The organism is Streptomyces sp. NPDC041784 (assembly GCF_055591025.1).
Genome location: NZ_JBVJAB010000033.1, coordinates 51,221 through 66,764, shown reverse-complemented (window position 1 = coordinate 66,764; position 15,544 = coordinate 51,221). Strand labels below are relative to the sequence as shown.

General features: G+C 70.5%; 8 protein-coding genes and 4 pseudogenes. 6 read left to right on the top strand and 6 right to left on the bottom strand.

All coding sequences use genetic code 11. The features are described from left to right. Positions 1 to 24 precede the first annotated feature (24 nt). Both ACZ6D7_RS40225 and ACZ6D7_RS40220 read left to right on the top strand, forming a co-directional pair. On the top strand, positions 25 to 621 hold the full coding sequence (locus ACZ6D7_RS40225) for an NADPH-dependent F420 reductase (protein WP_469501840.1): 597 nt from the start codon (positions 25 to 27) through the stop codon (positions 619 to 621). 113 nt (positions 622 to 734) lie between these two features. Continuing rightward, on the top strand, positions 735 to 1,214 hold the full coding sequence (locus ACZ6D7_RS40220; protein ID WP_469501872.1) for an MmyB family transcriptional regulator: 480 nt from the start codon (positions 735 to 737) through the stop codon (positions 1,212 to 1,214). A gap of 651 nt (positions 1,215 to 1,865) precedes the next feature. On the opposite strand, the gene ACZ6D7_RS40215 is transcribed toward ACZ6D7_RS40220, so the two are convergent. After that, positions 1,866 to 4,319 (bottom strand): SpoIIE family protein phosphatase, encoded by a 2,454-nt coding sequence (locus ACZ6D7_RS40215; RefSeq protein ID WP_469501838.1) that lies wholly within the window; start codon positions 4,317 to 4,319, stop codon positions 1,866 to 1,868. 307 nt (positions 4,320 to 4,626) lie between these two features. Beyond that, a pseudogene (locus ACZ6D7_RS40210) lies at positions 4,627 to 4,855 on the bottom strand (hypothetical protein); the annotation flags it as partial. Between the two features lie 341 nt (positions 4,856 to 5,196). On the opposite strand from ACZ6D7_RS40210, the pseudogene ACZ6D7_RS40205 reads away from it, so the two are divergent. Both ACZ6D7_RS40205 and ACZ6D7_RS40200 read left to right on the top strand, forming a co-directional pair. Then, positions 5,197 to 5,718: pseudogene (locus ACZ6D7_RS40205) on the top strand (twin-arginine translocation signal domain-containing protein); the annotation flags it as partial. Continuing rightward, positions 5,715 to 6,120 (top strand): annotated as a pseudogene (locus tag ACZ6D7_RS40200) (carbohydrate ABC transporter permease); the annotation flags it as partial. The pseudogenes ACZ6D7_RS40205 and ACZ6D7_RS40200, both read left to right, overlap by 4 nt. Before the next feature lie 127 nt (positions 6,121 to 6,247). On the opposite strand, the gene ACZ6D7_RS40195 reads toward ACZ6D7_RS40200, so the two are convergent. From ACZ6D7_RS40195 to ACZ6D7_RS40180, 4 genes and pseudogenes are all read right to left on the bottom strand, one after another. Beyond that, on the bottom strand, positions 6,248 to 7,402 hold the full coding sequence (locus tag ACZ6D7_RS40195) for a glycoside hydrolase family 12 protein (RefSeq protein WP_469501836.1): 1,155 nt from the start codon (positions 7,400 to 7,402) through the stop codon (positions 6,248 to 6,250). A 293-nt stretch (positions 7,403 to 7,695) separates the two neighbouring features. Next, a pseudogene (locus tag ACZ6D7_RS40190) lies at positions 7,696 to 7,941 on the bottom strand (cellulase family glycosylhydrolase); the annotation flags it as partial. A gap of 102 nt (positions 7,942 to 8,043) precedes the next feature. Beyond that, on the bottom strand, positions 8,044 to 10,578 hold the full coding sequence (locus ACZ6D7_RS40185) for a family 43 glycosylhydrolase (protein WP_469501834.1): 2,535 nt from the start codon (positions 10,576 to 10,578) through the stop codon (positions 8,044 to 8,046). Positions 10,579 to 10,695: 117 nt separating this feature from the next. Further along, positions 10,696 to 11,004, bottom strand: a complete 309-nt coding sequence (locus ACZ6D7_RS40180) for a LacI family DNA-binding transcriptional regulator (protein ID WP_469501832.1) — start codon at positions 11,002 to 11,004, stop codon at positions 10,696 to 10,698. A 1,150-nt stretch (positions 11,005 to 12,154) separates the two neighbouring features. Here ACZ6D7_RS40180 and ACZ6D7_RS40175 point away from each other — a divergent pair. Both ACZ6D7_RS40175 and ACZ6D7_RS40170 read left to right on the top strand, forming a co-directional pair. Next, positions 12,155 to 13,678 carry an ABC transporter substrate-binding protein gene (locus ACZ6D7_RS40175; RefSeq protein WP_469501829.1) on the top strand — a complete coding sequence of 508 codons (1,524 nt, stop codon included), beginning with the start codon at positions 12,155 to 12,157 and terminating at the stop codon, positions 13,676 to 13,678. 7 nt (positions 13,679 to 13,685) lie between these two features. Next, positions 13,686 to 15,527, top strand: coding sequence for an ABC transporter permease subunit (locus tag ACZ6D7_RS40170; protein WP_469501827.1), 1,842 nt, complete (start codon positions 13,686 to 13,688; stop codon positions 15,525 to 15,527). Positions 15,528 to 15,544: the final 17 nt, after the last annotated feature.

Here is a 15,544-nt window from a genome sequence, read left to right as displayed (position 1 = left end):
CACGCACGGAAGGAGCAGATCGTCATGACCACGATCGCAGTTCTCGGAAACGGCCGCGTCGGCGGCAACCTGGCCACAGCCCTCACCCGGGCCGGGCATGAGGTGACCGTGGCGGACCGCGCGCCGGGCGCCGCCGCCGACGCTGCCCGGACAGCCCAGATCGTCATCAACGCCACCCCGGGCGCCGGCTCACTGGACCGGCTCGTCGCCCTGCGCGAGGAGCTGCGCGACAAGATCCTCGTCGACGTCTCCAACGCCACCGTCGACGGACCGGACGGACTGCCCGCCGACCTGATCTACCCCGGCTCAAGCCTCGCCGAGCAACTCCAGGAAGCGCTCCCCGAAACGCGCGTCGTCAAGACACTCAACACCATGCTCTTCCCGGTGATGACCGCGCCGACCACGCTCACCCAGGCGCCCGACGCCTTCCTCTCCGGCGAGGAGCCGCAGGCCAAGCAGACCGTCCGTGAACTGCTCATCAGCCTCGGCTGGCGCAAGGAGTGGATCACTGATCTCGGTGGGATCCAGACCGCCCGCGCCACGGAGGCCGCGATACTGTTCGTACCGCACGTGATGCGGTCCAGCGGATTCGTGCCCTTCGCGATCTCGATCGCCCGCTGATCCGCCCACCGTGCACCGCCCCCGGCGGGCCCCCATGACCTGGTGCTGACTACGCAACGTTGAACTCCGGCCTTTGGGGCTCATCGGGCGATGCTTCGTAGGCCGACCGTTCTATCCGCAACCTCGTCGAACCGAGCCCAACCTGGGGCCTCTATGTCAGCGACCTCCGCTGGGACATTCTCGCCTACAACTCCAAGACCCTCGAAATCTTCCCGTGGATGATGTATGGGCTCAACGCCATGGAATGGGCACTTACCTGGCCCGAAGCCTGTACCCAGCTCATCGACTGGCAGGATGAATGGGCGCTGCCCATGATGGCCCAGTTGCGTGTGCATGCTGAGCAGTACCGCAACGACGAGCGCCTGCAAGAGGTCATCGGCACCGTCCGCCGCGATGCCGTCGCCCGTAAGCGATGGGGCTCTCCTGGCATGCCCAGCATGTCCCACCCGGCTTCGCACCGGCCACGCCGTCTATATCTGGCACGGCAGGGCGGTACAGAATTTGCCATGCAACTACTTGCCTTCACTCCCATGGAACTGTCGTCCTGTCGCCTGATGGCCATTATGTCGGCGGAAAGCGGACCAGGTGCCTGAGGTGATTGATTGTTTCGTGATGGCAGGGTTGACGGTTTGAGAGCGGGTGTTTGGGGCGTCCTTGCTCAAGTCTGGAGGGTGGCGAGCCGCCAGATCCGGGCGAGATCCCTTATAGGGGAGTGAAAGTGACGGATAATCAGTTCCTTGCTTTGAGAGTTGGGATTTGCTGGGGTTTTCAACTTCCGTCTGCAGACTGACAGATATGGTGCTGTGGTCTGCCCCGGATAGGTTTGTCGGACATCCGTAGTCACACGGTTGATCATCGCCGGTCTGCCGACAGGCTGGTGACGGCACCGACCGACCAGGAGCATCACGGATCCGACCAGGGAGATCCGACTCCTGAAACGGTGCGGCTCACCCCGACGGTGGAGCAGGCCGACCCCTGCCACCGGGCTCGGGTCGAGACGCAGAACGGGTGGAGGTCGGATGGGGCCTGTCTGGGCGGAGGCGGGCCCCCTGCTCGTGCCCGCGAGCAGCGGGATGATGGCGACAACGGCTGCCAGGGGGCAAGCGCGGGGCGCCGTACCACGCAGCGACCAGGCCTCGTCGGCCGGATGTGGTGCCGACCTCGCGAGGCGGCGGGCTCCCTTACCGACGTCGTGCCCTTGCCGTGCCCTGCGGGCGGCCGGCGGCGGTCCGCGGGCTCGGACCTCAGTGCGGCTCAGGCTCGGGGAGGGTCTGCGCGCACCAGATCGTCTTGCCGTTGGTGGTGTGCCGGGTGCCCCACCCCTGGGTGAGCTGGGCGACGAGCAACAAACCCCGGCCGCCCTCGTCGAAGGCGCGGGCCCGGCGGAGGTGCGGGGCGGTGTTGCTGGCGTCGGAGACCTCGCAGATCAGGGAGGTGTCGCGAATCAGCCGCAGCCTGATCGGCGGCTCGCCGTATCGGATGGCGTTGGTGACCAGCTCGCTGACCACGAGTTCGGTGACGAAGGCCGCCTCCTCCAAACCCCAGGCGTCCACCTGGTCGACGGCGAACTTCCTGGCGCGCGGCACCTGCGCGTGGTCGGGCTCGACGTCCCAGTCGGCGATGTGGTGGCGCGCCAGCGCGTGAGTGCGAGCGAGCAGCAGGGCGGCGTCGTCGGTGCGGCGATCGGGGAGCATGGCGTCCATCACCGTGTCGCACAGGGCCTCCAGTGAGGTGGCCGAGTGGTTCAGAGTTCGCTGCAGTTCGGTGATCCGCTGGTCGACGTCGCGCTCGCGGCTTTCCACCAGTCCGTCGGTGTACAGGGCGAGCAGGCTGCCCTCGGGCAGTTCGAGCTCGGTGGCCTCGAAGGGCAGCCCACCGATGCCGAGCGGCGGTCCCGGATGGGCGGGTACCGGGGTCCTCGTGCCGTCCGGGGAGATGATCAGCGGCAGGGGGTGGCCGGCGCTCGCCAGCGTGAAGCGCCGGGAGACAGGGTCGTAGACGGTGTAGAGGCAGGTGGCGCCGGACTCGCCGGTCGGCTGGAAGTGGCTGTCGGGCTGGAGGTCGCTGGCGAGGTGGAGGACCAGGTCGTCCAGGTGGGTCAGCAGTTCGTCCGGCGGCAGGTCGACGTCGGCGAGGGTGCGGACCGCCGTGCGCAGCCGGCCCATGCTGGCCGAGGCGTGCAGGCCGTGGCCGACGACATCGCCGACGACCAGGGCGACCCGGGCGCCGGACAGCGGAATGACGTCGAACCAGTCACCGCCCACTTCCGCGCCGGTTCCACCGGGCAGGTAGCGGGATGCCACCTCGACCGCCTCCTGGTTGGGCATCGCCTGCGGCAGGAGGCTGCGTTGCAGGGTCAGCGCGGTCGTGCGCTCGCGCGAGTACCGGCGGGCGTTGTCGATGGCGACGGCTGCCTTGGCGGTCAGCTCTTCGGCGAGGATCAGGTCGTCGGCGGTGAAGGCCTCGGGCCGGTCGAGGCGGGAGAAGGTGACGACCCCGAGCAGCGCGCCGCGGGCCCGGAGCGGCACGGTGATCCGGCCGGTCAGCCCGTCGGTGGCGATGGACCCGTCGATCGACGGGTTGCCCGGTGGCCAGTGGGCCGGGTCGGCGGCGAGCCCGGGCCCGAAGGCCCATTCGCCGCCCTCGCCGGGCTCGGCCGCGAGCTGGACCGTGGACCTGCCGGTGGCCATGCAGCGGGCGGCGACGGAACCGGGAGTGTGGCTGACCGGCGTCGTGGGCCCGGGAGCCCGGTCGGTGTCCTCCTTCGCGCTGTGCTGGGCGGCACGAGTGAGCACGATGGTCTCGCCGGGGGTGAACCCGGACACGGAGGGCGGCTCCTCTCCGCGCAGCACCTCGTCGAAGAGATCCACGGTGACGAGGTCGGTGAATGACGGCACCGGGGTCGTGGCCAGTTCCTGGGCGGTGCCGATCACGTCGAGTGTCCGGCCGATGCCGGCGCTGGCCTTGTTGAGGATGAGCAGGCGCTGCCGGGCCCAGTACTCGGCGCTCATGTCGAATCCCCAGTTGGCGACCGCGCGGACCCTGCCCTCGGCATCTCGGACGGGCCATATGCTGGTGGCCCAGGCGTTGGCGTAGTTACTGCCGAGCGGGCGGAAGACGGTGATGAGACGCGCGGGCTTGCCCGTCCTCGCCACTTCGGAGAGCTGGTCGGTGTAGGGCTTGTCGTCCCTTTCGGGAAACAGTTCGCGGTCGAACTCGGGAAACAGGTCGCGGTACTTCTTACCGAGCACTTGCTCCTCGGAGTGCGCTATCACCCGGCCCGAGGAGGCGTTGATCCACAGGAACCGCAGCTCAGGGTCGTAGACGCCCAGAGCGAAGGGACACTGCTCGAAGGCCCGGTCGGCGATCACCGGGCGGCGTCCCCAACGCTGGACGGTCACCACGTGACCCAGTGCCCGCCCGTCGGGGCCGAACAGCGGGTGAGCCGCCACCACGGCGTCCACCGTGGAGCCGTCCCGGTGGCGCAAGGGGATGAACCCCGTGGGATCGGGGCCGGCGCCGTAGCCCTCGGGGAAGCCGGGTGGCGGGGGCTCGACCAGCAGGTCGGTCACGGGGCGGCCGACGGTGTCCTCCGCCGTCCAGCCCAGCAGCAGCCGGCCTCCCTCGCTCCAGCCGCTCACCATGCCGTCCGGGTCCACCACGGCGACGGCAGTGGGCGCGTCCTGCTTGCCGGCCATCTCCACGCGCCACGCCTCCGTCCGGACAGCCGTGCTCGTCAGGGCTGGTTTCCAGCGGCTGCTTCCAGCCTAGATCGGCTCCTGCTCCACGGCGCTCCGGCCGGAGCGTCCAGGGGTGCCAGAGGTGCCGCAGCGACTGTGACTCAGGCCTCCGCGCCCCCGCTCGAGCCGCAGCGCGTCCACCGAAGTGGGCCCGGCTCCGTGCCGTGCTTCACGGGGCACCGGCCGGGGTCGGCGCGTGTCGAAGGGCGGGCCCGGCCGGACCTCCGCGAGCGGGTGGCGCGCCGCTCGACGAGGTCCAGCCTGCCCGGCCGCCGTCAGGACGGCGGCCGGGCCGCAGTGTCGTCGCCCAGACGTTCAGTCCCACGCGGTCGTCGCGGGCGCGCATCGCGCGGGTCTCCTTGGAGACGGCCTCGCCGAGCGTCGCTGGTGCAGGAATCCGATCTTCTCGCCGAGGGTGAGCCGCGACAGAAGTGGTCGATGTGCTTCGCGAAAGGCAGCTGCGGATCGCGGAAAGGTGGTGGTGTGTGGCGGATACATGGGATCCACCTGAGGTGGCGTGGTCAGTGCTTTCGAAGCGCTTCGATGCTTGGATGCCGGTCAGGCATCGGAGCGAGTGTCAAGAGATCAACACCGTTGCATCAAGCAGGGCATACGGAGAGTCCACTCCAATACCTCGGAGGAACCTTGGAAGCGACCCTTGTGCGCCCATGGGCGTTCACTTAACCTCCCAGCAACATCGAAGCGCTTCGACTATGAAGCGCGTCGCAATGATTGGATGTTCGCTTCAGCTCAGCCAGTTCCAGTCACGACACCGCAGCCGACGGCCTGCCGCCGGGTTTCCAGGTGCGCCACGAAGGGTTGACGCAATGACGCAATGACGCCGAATGCCGTCTCCTCCGGACCGAGCCGGAGAAGCTTCCTCGCCTCCACGGCGGTCGCCACCGCAGCGGTGGCCGGGGGAATGCCGCTGCTCACCGCCTGCGGCGGTTCGGACAGCGAGTCGCGAGAGGGCGCCACCTCGGGCAAGGCCGCCGACAAGCTGCTGCCGACCTACGTCGCCAGCACGGTCGCCGAGCCGGATCTTCCGTCGAAGAACGGTTCGTCGGGCGGCTACACCGGCAAAGTCGACCTCGCGGCCCTCGTCACCTCGGTCCCGGACAAGCTCGGTACCGGCGCTCCCTTGAGGATCATGTCCCCGCTCTGGGGCACCCCGCCGAAGCCCGGGTGCGTGTACTACAAGGCGGTCGACGCGGCGGCGGGCACCAAGGTCACCTGGCAGAACCAGGACGGCACCACCTATGGTCAGAAGCTCGGCGCCGTCCTCGCCTCCAGCTCCCTACCCGACATGGTGGTCGTGCCCAACTGGGAACTGGTCGGCAACAAGATCCCGAACGCGCCTTCTTCATGGGGATCTCCCCCGAACTCACCGAGTCCGCCCGCATCGACGGGGCCAGTGACCTGCGCATCCTGCTGACCATCGTCATGCCGCTGTCGCGTGCGGTGCTGGCCGTCATCTCCCTGTTCTACGCGGTCGGGTACTGGAGCGCCTGGTTCAACGCGTCCATCTACCTCACCGACCAGCAGATGATGCCGTTGCAGAGCGTGCTCATCCAGCTGGTCCAGAAGAACACCGAGGCGCCGACCGGGCCTCCAGCAGGCGGTCCGCACCGGTCAACTCTCGTCGCTGGGACTGCAGATGGCCGTCATGGTCCTCGCGTTGATCCCCGTCGCGGTTGCCTCGCCCTTCGTCCAGCGGCACTTCAAGAAGGGCATGCTCACCGGAGCCATCAAGGGCTGAGACCCCTGCTTCCGAGTCCAGCCGAAGGTCTTGCCGTCTGTCTCTTTGGTGCCATCCGCGGCGAGGCCGTCGCCGCGGATGGCTGTCATGGCGCCGGACGGCATGGAAGCGTCCGGCGCCGGTCACGTCACGTCCTGGTGCAGGCGGTCCCGTTCAGGCCGAAACCGCCCGGCGCGGCGAAGGTGCCGCTGTAGGTGCCCTGGAACCCGAACGTCTGACTGCCGCCGGGGGCGATGCCCGCGTTGTGCGTCAGGCCGCTCGCCGTGACGGATCCCGAGGACGGGGAGACGGAGGCGTTCCAGGCGCTGGTGATGTGCTGGCCGGAGGGCAGGGTGAACGTGAGGCGCCAGCCGTCGACGGGCGCCGAACCGGTGTTGGAGACGGTGACGTTCGCGGTGAAGCCCCCCTGCCACACGTTCGTGGCGTACGACACCTCGCAGGTCGTGGCGCCGCCCGGGCCGCCCGGTCCACCGCCCGCGTCGATGGTCGACGAAAACGAGTTCACGGTCAGCCCCGTGCCGTTCTGCCAGGGTTCGAAGCCGGCTTGAACGCTGGTCAGGTACCAGTTGTTCTGCGCCAGCCCGCGGGCTACGGCCTGCCGTACGAAGTCCATGACGTCGAAGCTCCAGCTGTCGATCGCCGACGGGGCGACGAAGGACAGAACGTCGTTGGAGCCGTTGCTGCCAGACCACACCTGCCAGGTGCGTCCGCCGACCGTGGCCGTGCCGACCTGGGAGCCGATGGGCTGGATCGGGCCCACCCTGTTGAACCAGATCATGATCTCGGTCCGGTTCACGCCGTCGGTGCGGGGCGTCGGGTCCAGCCAGATGTCGTACGAGGCGTTGTACACGGCGTCGCCGACGTAGCCGTACGAGATGCTGCTCGGCGCGCTGGAGATGCCGGCGAGCTGCGCGGGGAGGCTGGTCCCCGGCGAGCAGTTGGTGTAGTGGCAGCCGTTGAAGAGGGACGGGTACGACTTCGGCGCGCCGTTGGTGGGCACGGAACCGTCGGCCCGGGTGAGTCGGAAGCCGGTGTCGGTGGCGGTGACGCACTGGGGCTCGTCGGTGCCCCAGCGGTTGTTCTGGACGACGTATCGCCCCTGGATGACGGTCGAGCCGAACTGTTCACAGACCGTGGTGTCGGCCTGGGCCTGCGGCGCGGCCTGGGCCTGCGGCGTGGCGGCGAAGAGCGCCGCGACGGTGGCGAGCGCGGTGACGATCGCGGTGACGAGCGCGCCCCACGTGCCGCGCGCGGTACGGGGAAGGTGCTGTGACGGTCGCATGCGGGACCTCTTTCGGAGGTACGGCCGGGCGGGGTGTGAGGCGCTCCCGCCCCAGGTATGGGAGCGCTCCCATATGCTGTCTCCGGCGGACTGTAGGGAACCCGCATGGCCCTGACAAGTCTGCGGTCGGAGGCTGTGCCCCGTGCACCGCGTGGCTCCCTCTGCCGGCTGCGAGAATGGTGGCGGCAGCAGGCGAGGGGAGGGGGAAAGGCGACCGTGCCGGACAACCGAGCGGGAAGACCTTCGACGGAGGACCACGGCGAACGCGGCGGGGGACCCGCGTCGGTGACGATCGACGTCTCGTCCGGAATCGCGTCCAGGGTGTTGCCCAGGTTCCAGCTGGGCTGCATCGCGGCGACGGCGTCCATGGCGCGGGCCGGAACCCTGACCGTGGAGCCTGTCTGCCGTGCGGTGCCGCCCGGGGCGGCGAGCGCGGTGCTGCCGACCAGTCCCAGGATGACGAGCAGCGCCATCAGCAGGCCGGCCAGGCGTCCGGGGCCGCGGCTGCGGTGGCGCGCGGGTTGCCGTATGTCCTTCACGTGTCATGGCTTTCGGTCGGTCGTGCCTTGCGGCCGACGGTTCGGGTTGGTTCCATCAGCGGTCGGAGAGGTCCCCGGTTCAGTGGTCAGGAGGAGGCGGGTTCAGTCGTCGAGGGGCTCGTGGTCGAACCAGTCGAAGTGGACGGTGCCTGCCGCGGCGTACATGCCGATGACCCGGCCCGTGAAGCCGCCGGCGACCTCGGTCGACAGGTAGCGGCCGTCGAGGGTCGCGAGCTCGGTGAACGTGCCGTCGGGCTGCTCGATGCCGAGGGAGACGACGTCGGGTCCCGTGCACGGCCCGTGCGGAGACGGCGGTCGCGTGATCGTGACGGCGAGGACCACCGGCCCGGCGGGCACCGACCGTGCGGCCACTACCGTGCGCAGGGAGCCGACGCGCGCGACCACCTTCACCCGCGTGCCGGAAACCTCGATCGCGTAGTGGTGCCGTTCGTCGAGCCGGACGGCGAGGCCGCCGCTTCCCTCCGCGGCATCGACCAGAGTGCGCGCCCGGCATGACAGATGTTGCTGACGCCGGCCGGTGAACACCACGTCGGGCTCGTCCAGGGAGCCGCCCCGCGCGCGGAGCGTCAGCCATCCGGGGCGCTCCTTGGTGGTGCAGTGTTCGGCGGGCCGGTCGCGCAGGGAGATCCAGGACGGTCGCAGTTCGGCGAGCTCGAAGTCGTCCCGTTGCTCCTCGGCAGGGCTGGGGGAGAGCGGCCACGGGAGCTCGGGCAGGTCCAGGGCGACCTCGCCGACGACCGGCCAGCCGTCCACCCAGGACACGGGGGCCAGGAAGGTCTCCCGGCCGAGCACGTGCCAGCCCGGCGTGCCGCCGCCCGGCCGGACGCCGAGCAGCACCATCCACCAGGAACCGTCGGGGCCTTGGACCAGGTCGGCGTGCCCGGTGTTCTGGACGGGGTGGTCGGTGCCCCGGTGGGTGAGGATCGGGTTGGCCGGGCACGGCTCGAACGGGCCGGCGGGCGTACGGCCGCGGGCGATCGAGACACCGTGGCCGCGCTCGGTGCCGCCCTCGGCGATGAGCAGGTACCAGTAGTCGCCGATCCGGTACAGGTGCGGCGCCTCCGGGGCTTTGGCACCGGGCCCGCCGGACCAGAGCCTGTGCGGTGTTCCGTACGTCTGCCCGGTGGACGGGTCGAGACGGACCTGCGACACCCCGGCGACCGTGCACCAGCAGGTGCCGTCTTCGTCCCAGACCAGGTCGGGATCGATGCCGGGGACACCCGGCGCCCAGATGGGGTCCGACCAGGGTCCGGCGGGGTCGGTGGCCGTGACGATCAGGTTGCCGCCGCCCTCGCTGCAGTTGGTGACGATCAGCCAGAAGCGGCCGTCGTGGTGGCGCAGGGTGGGGGCGTAGATGCCGCCCGAGGACGGCATGGAGCTCGGCAGACGCAACTGCTCCGGCCGGTCCAGGACGTTGCCGATCTGCCGCCAGTGCACCAGGTCACGGCTGTGGAAGAGGGGCACCCCGGGGAAGTACTCGAAGCTGGAGCAGGCGAGGTAGTAGTCGTCGCCGACCCGGCAGACGCTGGGGTCGGGGTGGAAGCCGGGGATCACGGGGTTGGTGAAGCGTCCGTCCGGCTGGCGCAGAGGGGGCATCCGATAGGTCCTCTCGTCGGTGCGTGATGCGGGCGTGGGGTGGTTCAGGGAGCGCCGGGGGCCGTGGGGGTGATGCGGAGCAGGACGGCGGACGGCGCGGTGGGCAGGGCCAGGCTCAGCTCGGCCGTGTCGGGCATCCAGGCGGCAACGGCCCGGCTGACCGAGGGGTCGAGCGAGTCGACACGGGCGGCGGTGTCCCGCAGGTGGGGGGGGGTGAAGCGTCGCCGTGGCGTCGGTTCCGGGGCGGCGCCAGGCGGTGAGGCAGGTGGTGGCGGGAGTGCGCAGGGCCAGGGCGATCCAGGGGTCGTCCCAGGCAGGAAGGCCCAGTGGCCAGGACGGCACGGCTTGCGACAGGTCGGCGCGGATGGCCTTGTACGCCGCTACCGCCTCGTGGACGAGGGCGCGGGCCTCCGGCTCGAGTTCGGGAATGCGGCCGGAGAGATGGATCCGGCCGAGGAGCGCGTTGGCCATGGTGAAGGCCACCTCGTCGAGGGAGTCCTCCGGCTGGGGGTAGGCCCAGACGGCACCCTGCTCGGGGGTGACGGCGGTGGGCGCGGAAGCCGCGATGGGCGCGTAGAGGTGGAGGTTCTGCTGATCGCTCGTGGACGGCGGCTGCATCCGGGACAACAGGGCGTGGTCCCAGCGCATGCCGCCCGAGGCGCAGTTCTCCACCACCAGGTGCGAATGACGGTCCAGGATGCCGTCGAGCCAGTCCAGGTGCGCCCGGTTGTGGCCGAGCAGGCCGGCGCCCGGACTCTCGCCGGAGTGGGCGCTGGTGCCGGAGCCGGGGTCGATGTTGTGGTCGAGTTTGAGGTAGCCGACACCCCACTCGCCGACCAGGTGGTCCACGACCCGGTCCAGGTGGGCGCGGGCGGCCGGGTGGCGCAGGTCCAGGTGGTGCCGGCCGGACTCCGTGACGCGGACGCCGTCGCGGCGGAAGAACGCCTCGGCGGGCAGGGACGCGGCCACGGGGCTGCGTACGCCGATCACCTCCGGCTCCAGCCACAGGCCGGGCACCATGCCGCGCTCCCGGATGTGGTCCAGCGCCTCGTGGATCCCGCGCTCCCCGGGGAACCGGGAGGTTGTAGTCGCCGCCGAAGGCGAGGCCGCCCAGGCGGTCGGTGATGCTGCGTGCCGTCATGACGGTTCCTCGGGTGTGGAGAGTCGTCGTCGACTTATCTGACAGAGCGTCAGTGCCCGTGCGGGAAGCGCCTGTTCGTCCGGATGCTCGCCGATCGCCAGGGCGCGAAGCCGACCGTCCAGCCCGACGTCCATGAGGATCACGCCGTCGGCCGGCGTGCCGGCGGCGACACGTCGCCCTCCCTCGGGGCCCCTCGTCGTCGCGATGGAGGTCGATTCCGCCACGGAACGCATGCTGCCGAGAACGTGGCTGACCGTGCTGGGCGAGACCCCCGCGTGCCTCGCCGCGTCGGCGATGGTCAACATGGTCGTGCGGCAACGTCCAGCTGCGCCGCCGTGCCTACGAAGCTTTGGCGGTTCACCTCGTGCGTCATGGGGATGGCCCCTTCCCGCGGGTGAGTGTCGAAGCGCTTCACTTCGTGGAGAAGTTAACGGACTCGTTTCGTGCGAAACAAGGGGCTCTGCACGAAGAAAGTTTCTCTTTCCTGGTCTATTGACAGCTTGTCAGCGGCAATGGCAGCGTCGATGCGCTTCGACAACTCGTCTCAACCCGACATCCGCCCCCGCTTGCCGAGGGATCTGTTTCGTGGCTTCTCCGTCCCGTCCGCCGCCCTTCGCGCCCCGCGCTCCCGATGAGCAAGCGCGTCGAAGCCCTGCCGACCGGCTCGCACGCGACGAGCGGCTGGCCCTGCTGCCGGCGACCGTCCGGAACCGGCTTCTGGAGCCACGACATCGGCGGCTTCGAGAGCACCCCGACGCCGAGCGTCTTCAAGCGCCGGGTGCCTTCTGGAGTACCCCGACGACCCACCGCCGCCCTGTTGGACCGGCAGTAACATGCTCGGTCGAACCGAGGGTGCACGCCTTCGCGGACGGCGCCCGACGCACGGTCGTGATCCCGCGCACGGACAGCCCCGGTGAGACCGCCCGCTTCGACGTGCGCCGCGAGGGAGACCACCCCGCGTGAGGACCGAAAGCCCGCACCCCTGGCGACTGCGGATCGGCGGCCCCGACGGCACCGTGCACACCAACGCCGCGGGGCGGGCGACGACCGAGTTGCGCTACGAGGACTGAGTGTCCCTGCCATCAGCCGCACCGGGATTCCGCGTCGGTCGGCTCGCAACACATCGAGGGCCGTGAGAGCCACGTGGAGCTCGGTGCGCTGGTCGCCCGATTCGAGGTCGCGGGCAACGAGTCGACACCGGTCGGCTTCCGTGTCTCCTCCGCGCGGCGGGTGCGGCGCTCGTCCTGCAAGCCCGTTACCCAAGCGCTGAGCCCGGTCACGCCATGGTGGAGCGATCCGGTCGCGGCCGGCGTGACCCCGTACTCCGATCTCGGTAGTTGAGAATTCACTTACCGAGGTAGATCAAGTTAGGCTTGCCTTATATGCTGACCGAGCCCTTCGCCCCCTCTGGCGTGCTGGGGTTCAGACCACCCTCTCGCACGACAGGACCCCCCCATGCGCACGACCTCCCGCGGTCTCCTCTGGACGCTTGCTCTCACCCCGCTGCTGGCCGGATGTTTCGTGGCGGGCGAACCGGGCTCCGGTTCGGATGCGAACGGCGGGTCGGCCGGGCGGCTGAGGGTCGCGCTCGCGGTGCCGCCCGTGCAGGCGCTGTCGCCCTACAGCAATGACGCCACCGTGCTGAGCAAGCTCTCCGTGGCCGAAGGACTCACCGCCCTGGACGAGAACGGCGCCGCCGCGCCCGCGCTGGCGAAGGCCTGGAAACAGGTCAACCCCACCACCTGGACCTTCGAGATGCGCAAGGCCACCTTCCAGGACGGTACGACGGTCACCGCCGAGTCCGTGGTCAACGCCCTCGACCACGCGGATGCCGCCGAGCCCAAGCCCCGCGTCCTCAGCGACGTCACCCTCACCGCGAAGGCCGACGACGCCGACACGGTCACGATCAGCACCAAGGCCGCTGACCCGGTGCTGCCACTGCGGCTGGCCAGCCCCGCACTGGCCATCCTCTCCTCGAAGGCGTACGCGAAGGACGGCACCGTCAGCCCGGTCGGCACCGGGACGGGCCCCTTCAAGATGACGAAGCTCACCGCCAAGTCCAAGGCCACGCTCGACCGTTACGACGGCTACTGGGGCGGCAAGGCCAAGGCTTCCGGCATCGACGTCACCTGGATAGCCGACGGCACGGCCCGCGCCAACGCTCTCCGCAGCGGCGACGTCGACATCGCCGAGTGGATCCCGACCGCCCAGGCGGAGCTGCTGGACGACAAGACCCGTCACGAGGTGCCGTCCGTACGGACCGACAGCCTCGTCCTCAACACCGGCAGCGGCGTCTTCACCGACCCGTCGCTGCGTGCGGCGGCCCGCGAGGCCGTGGACGGCTCCGCGCTCGTCGACTCCGTCTTCGGCGGGTACGCCGACTCCGCGCAGGGCCTGTTCGGGCCGGCCGTGCCCTGGGCGGCCGACAAGCGCGTCGAGGTCACCGGCCGCGCCAAGGCAGCGACCACCGCACAGGTCAAGGCCGAAACGAAGGGCAAGACCCTGCGCCTGGCCACCTACACCAACCGTGCCGAACTCCCCGAGGCCGCCACCGTCCTGCAGCAGCATCTGGAGAAGGCCGGGTTCACCGTGAAGCAGGACGTACGCGAGTACACGCAGATGGAGGCCGACCTCCTCGCCGGCAAGTACGACGCCCTCGTCTTCTCCCGGGTGACCCTCCTCGACACCGGGGACGCGGTCGCCTACCTGGCGAGCGACTACACGAGCGACGGTGTGTACAACATCGCCGGTCTGAAGGACTCCAAGGCGGACCGGGCCATCAAGTCCGCGGCCGAGGAGGGCGACACGACGAAGCGCCGGCAGAAGATCATGGCGGCCGAGGCGGAGATCCTGCGCACCGACGCCGTCGTGCCGCTGGTCCACGAGAAGGCCGTCCAGGGCATCGCCACCGATGTCGAGGGTGTGCTCCTCGACCCTCGTGAGCGCTCCCTGATCGACGTCGACACCCACCTGAAGTAGCCGGCCGATGAGTGTCGCGTCGGTCGGTATGGAGGCCGGTCCGTCCCGGTGGCGCGCGGGCCTCGGCCGCCTCGCCGCCGGGACCGCCCTGCTGACGGCCGTGGCGATGCTGCCCTGGCTGTCCGGCAACGACCCCGCGCTGACCGTTCTGCGGGCCCGTTCCGCCGACCAGGATCCGACTCCGGAGCAGCTGGCCGCCGTTCGGGAACAACTGGGGCTGGACGAGGGGCCGTTCGCGCATCTCGCGCACTGGCTGGGCGGGCTGCCGCGGGGTGACGCGGGCACCTCCTGGGTGTCGGGTGAGGCGGTGCTGCCCCAGGTGACAGGTGCCTTCGCGGTCTCCTTCACACTGATGCTCGGGGCGCTCGTGGTCACGGTCGCGGTCGCCGCACTGGTCAGCGGCCGCACCCTGTACCTCGGCTCCCGGCGACGGCTGCACCGGGGGAGAGGGGCCATCGGGGTCGCCGTCCTCGCAGCGCTGCCCAAGTTCCTGCTCGCCTCGCTCCTCGCCACCGTCTGTGGCGTGTGGCTGGGCTGGTTCCCGTCCAGCGGGTGGGCGGGACCGGCGTCGATGGTGCTGCCCGCGCTCGCCCTTGGTGTCCCGTCCGGGGCGATGATCGGCGGTCTGCTCGACCAGTCGCTGCCCGCCGCCTTCAACGAGCCGTGGGCCCGGACCTGGCACGCCTACGGCTTCGCGCCCGGGCACGTCGGCCGGCATGCTCTGCGGCGCGCACTGGCCGGGGTGCTTCCGCAACTCCTGCCGACCGTCGTGGCCCTGGTCGGTGGCGCCGTCGCGGTGGAGAAGATCTTCAACATTCCCGGGCTCGGCCGCCTCGCCCTGGACGCCGCCATCGCCCAGGACCTGCCACCCCTGCAAACCGCGACCCTGGCCCTCATTCTGCTCGGCGTGGTCGCCGGCCTCCTCATCCGGGCCCTGCGTCGCGCGCTGCTCGGCCCGGCCCTGCGGGACGGGGCCCTGCCCGCGCTGCACGCACCGGCCGCTTCCCGAGGGCGCTTCACCCGCTGTGCCGCCGTGGCCTGTGCCCTCGCCCTGCTCGCGCTGGTCACCGCCGGACTGCTCCGCGATCCGCTCCATGTGGACACGGCGGCCCGACTGCTCCCGCCCTCAGCCGCACACCCGTTGGGTACGGACGCGCTCGGCCGCGATCTGCTGGCCCGGCTGGGCCACGGGGCGCTGCGCACGGTGGGCGTGGCCCTCGCCGTGACCGCGGTGAGCACGCTCACCGGGCTGTTGATCGGCATGGCGGCACAGGTCGGCGCGGGGCTCACGGAAGTGGCGTCGACGATGCCGGCGGTCCTCGCCGGACTGCTGACCACCGCGGTGACCGGCCCGTCGGCCTGGGGTGCCGCCCTCGCGGTCTGCCTGGTCGGCTGGACCCCTTACGCCGCCCAGGCCGCGGCGTTGCTGGAACAGGAGCGGGCCAGTGGCCACATGCTCGCGTCCCTCTCCTTCGGCGCCGGCCCGGGCTATCTCCTCCGCTACCACCTGCTGCCCGCCGTGCTGCCCCCCGTCCTGCGCAACGCCCTCCTGCGCCTGCCCACCACCGTCCTCGTACTGGCCTCTCTCGGCTTCCTCGGTCTGGGCGAGCAGCCGCCCACCGCGGAGTGGGGACGCCTGCTGTCGGAGAACCAGCCGTACGTGGAACTGGCGCCCTGGACCGTATTCGGCCCGGCGTGCGCACTGGTCCTCCTCTCCGTTCTCGCCGTATCCGGCACGGACGCCGTGGCTGTGCGCAGCTCGGCGTCCGTCCGGACGTCCCGTCGGTCCCGTGGGAGAGGCGCGCAGGCGGAGCTGCCGCACCCACTGCCGTCGGCGGAGACGAAGTAGTTGTGCCGCCCCGGACA

Bases quoted from the DNA above. Each gene is read 5' to 3' on its own strand.
- ACZ6D7_RS40195 (WP_469501836.1), bottom strand. From the start codon at position 7,402: ATGCGACCGTCACAGCACCTTCCCCGTACCGCGCGCGGCACGTGGGGC.
- ACZ6D7_RS40170 (WP_469501827.1), top strand. From the start codon at position 13,686: ATGAGTGTCGCGTCGGTCGGTATGGAGGCCGGTCCGTCCCGGTGGCGC.
- ACZ6D7_RS40215 (WP_469501838.1), bottom strand. From the start codon at position 4,319: ATGGCCGGCAAGCAGGACGCGCCCACTGCCGTCGCCGTGGTGGACCCG.
- ACZ6D7_RS40175 (WP_469501829.1), top strand. From the start codon at position 12,155: ATGCGCACGACCTCCCGCGGTCTCCTCTGGACGCTTGCTCTCACCCCG.
- ACZ6D7_RS40225 (WP_469501840.1), top strand. From the start codon at position 25: ATGACCACGATCGCAGTTCTCGGAAACGGCCGCGTCGGCGGCAACCTG.
- ACZ6D7_RS40185 (WP_469501834.1), bottom strand. From the start codon at position 10,578: ATGGTGCCCGGCCTGTGGCTGGAGCCGGAGGTGATCGGCGTACGCAGC.
- ACZ6D7_RS40180 (WP_469501832.1), bottom strand. From the start codon at position 11,004: ATGTTGACCATCGCCGACGCGGCGAGGCACGCGGGGGTCTCGCCCAGC.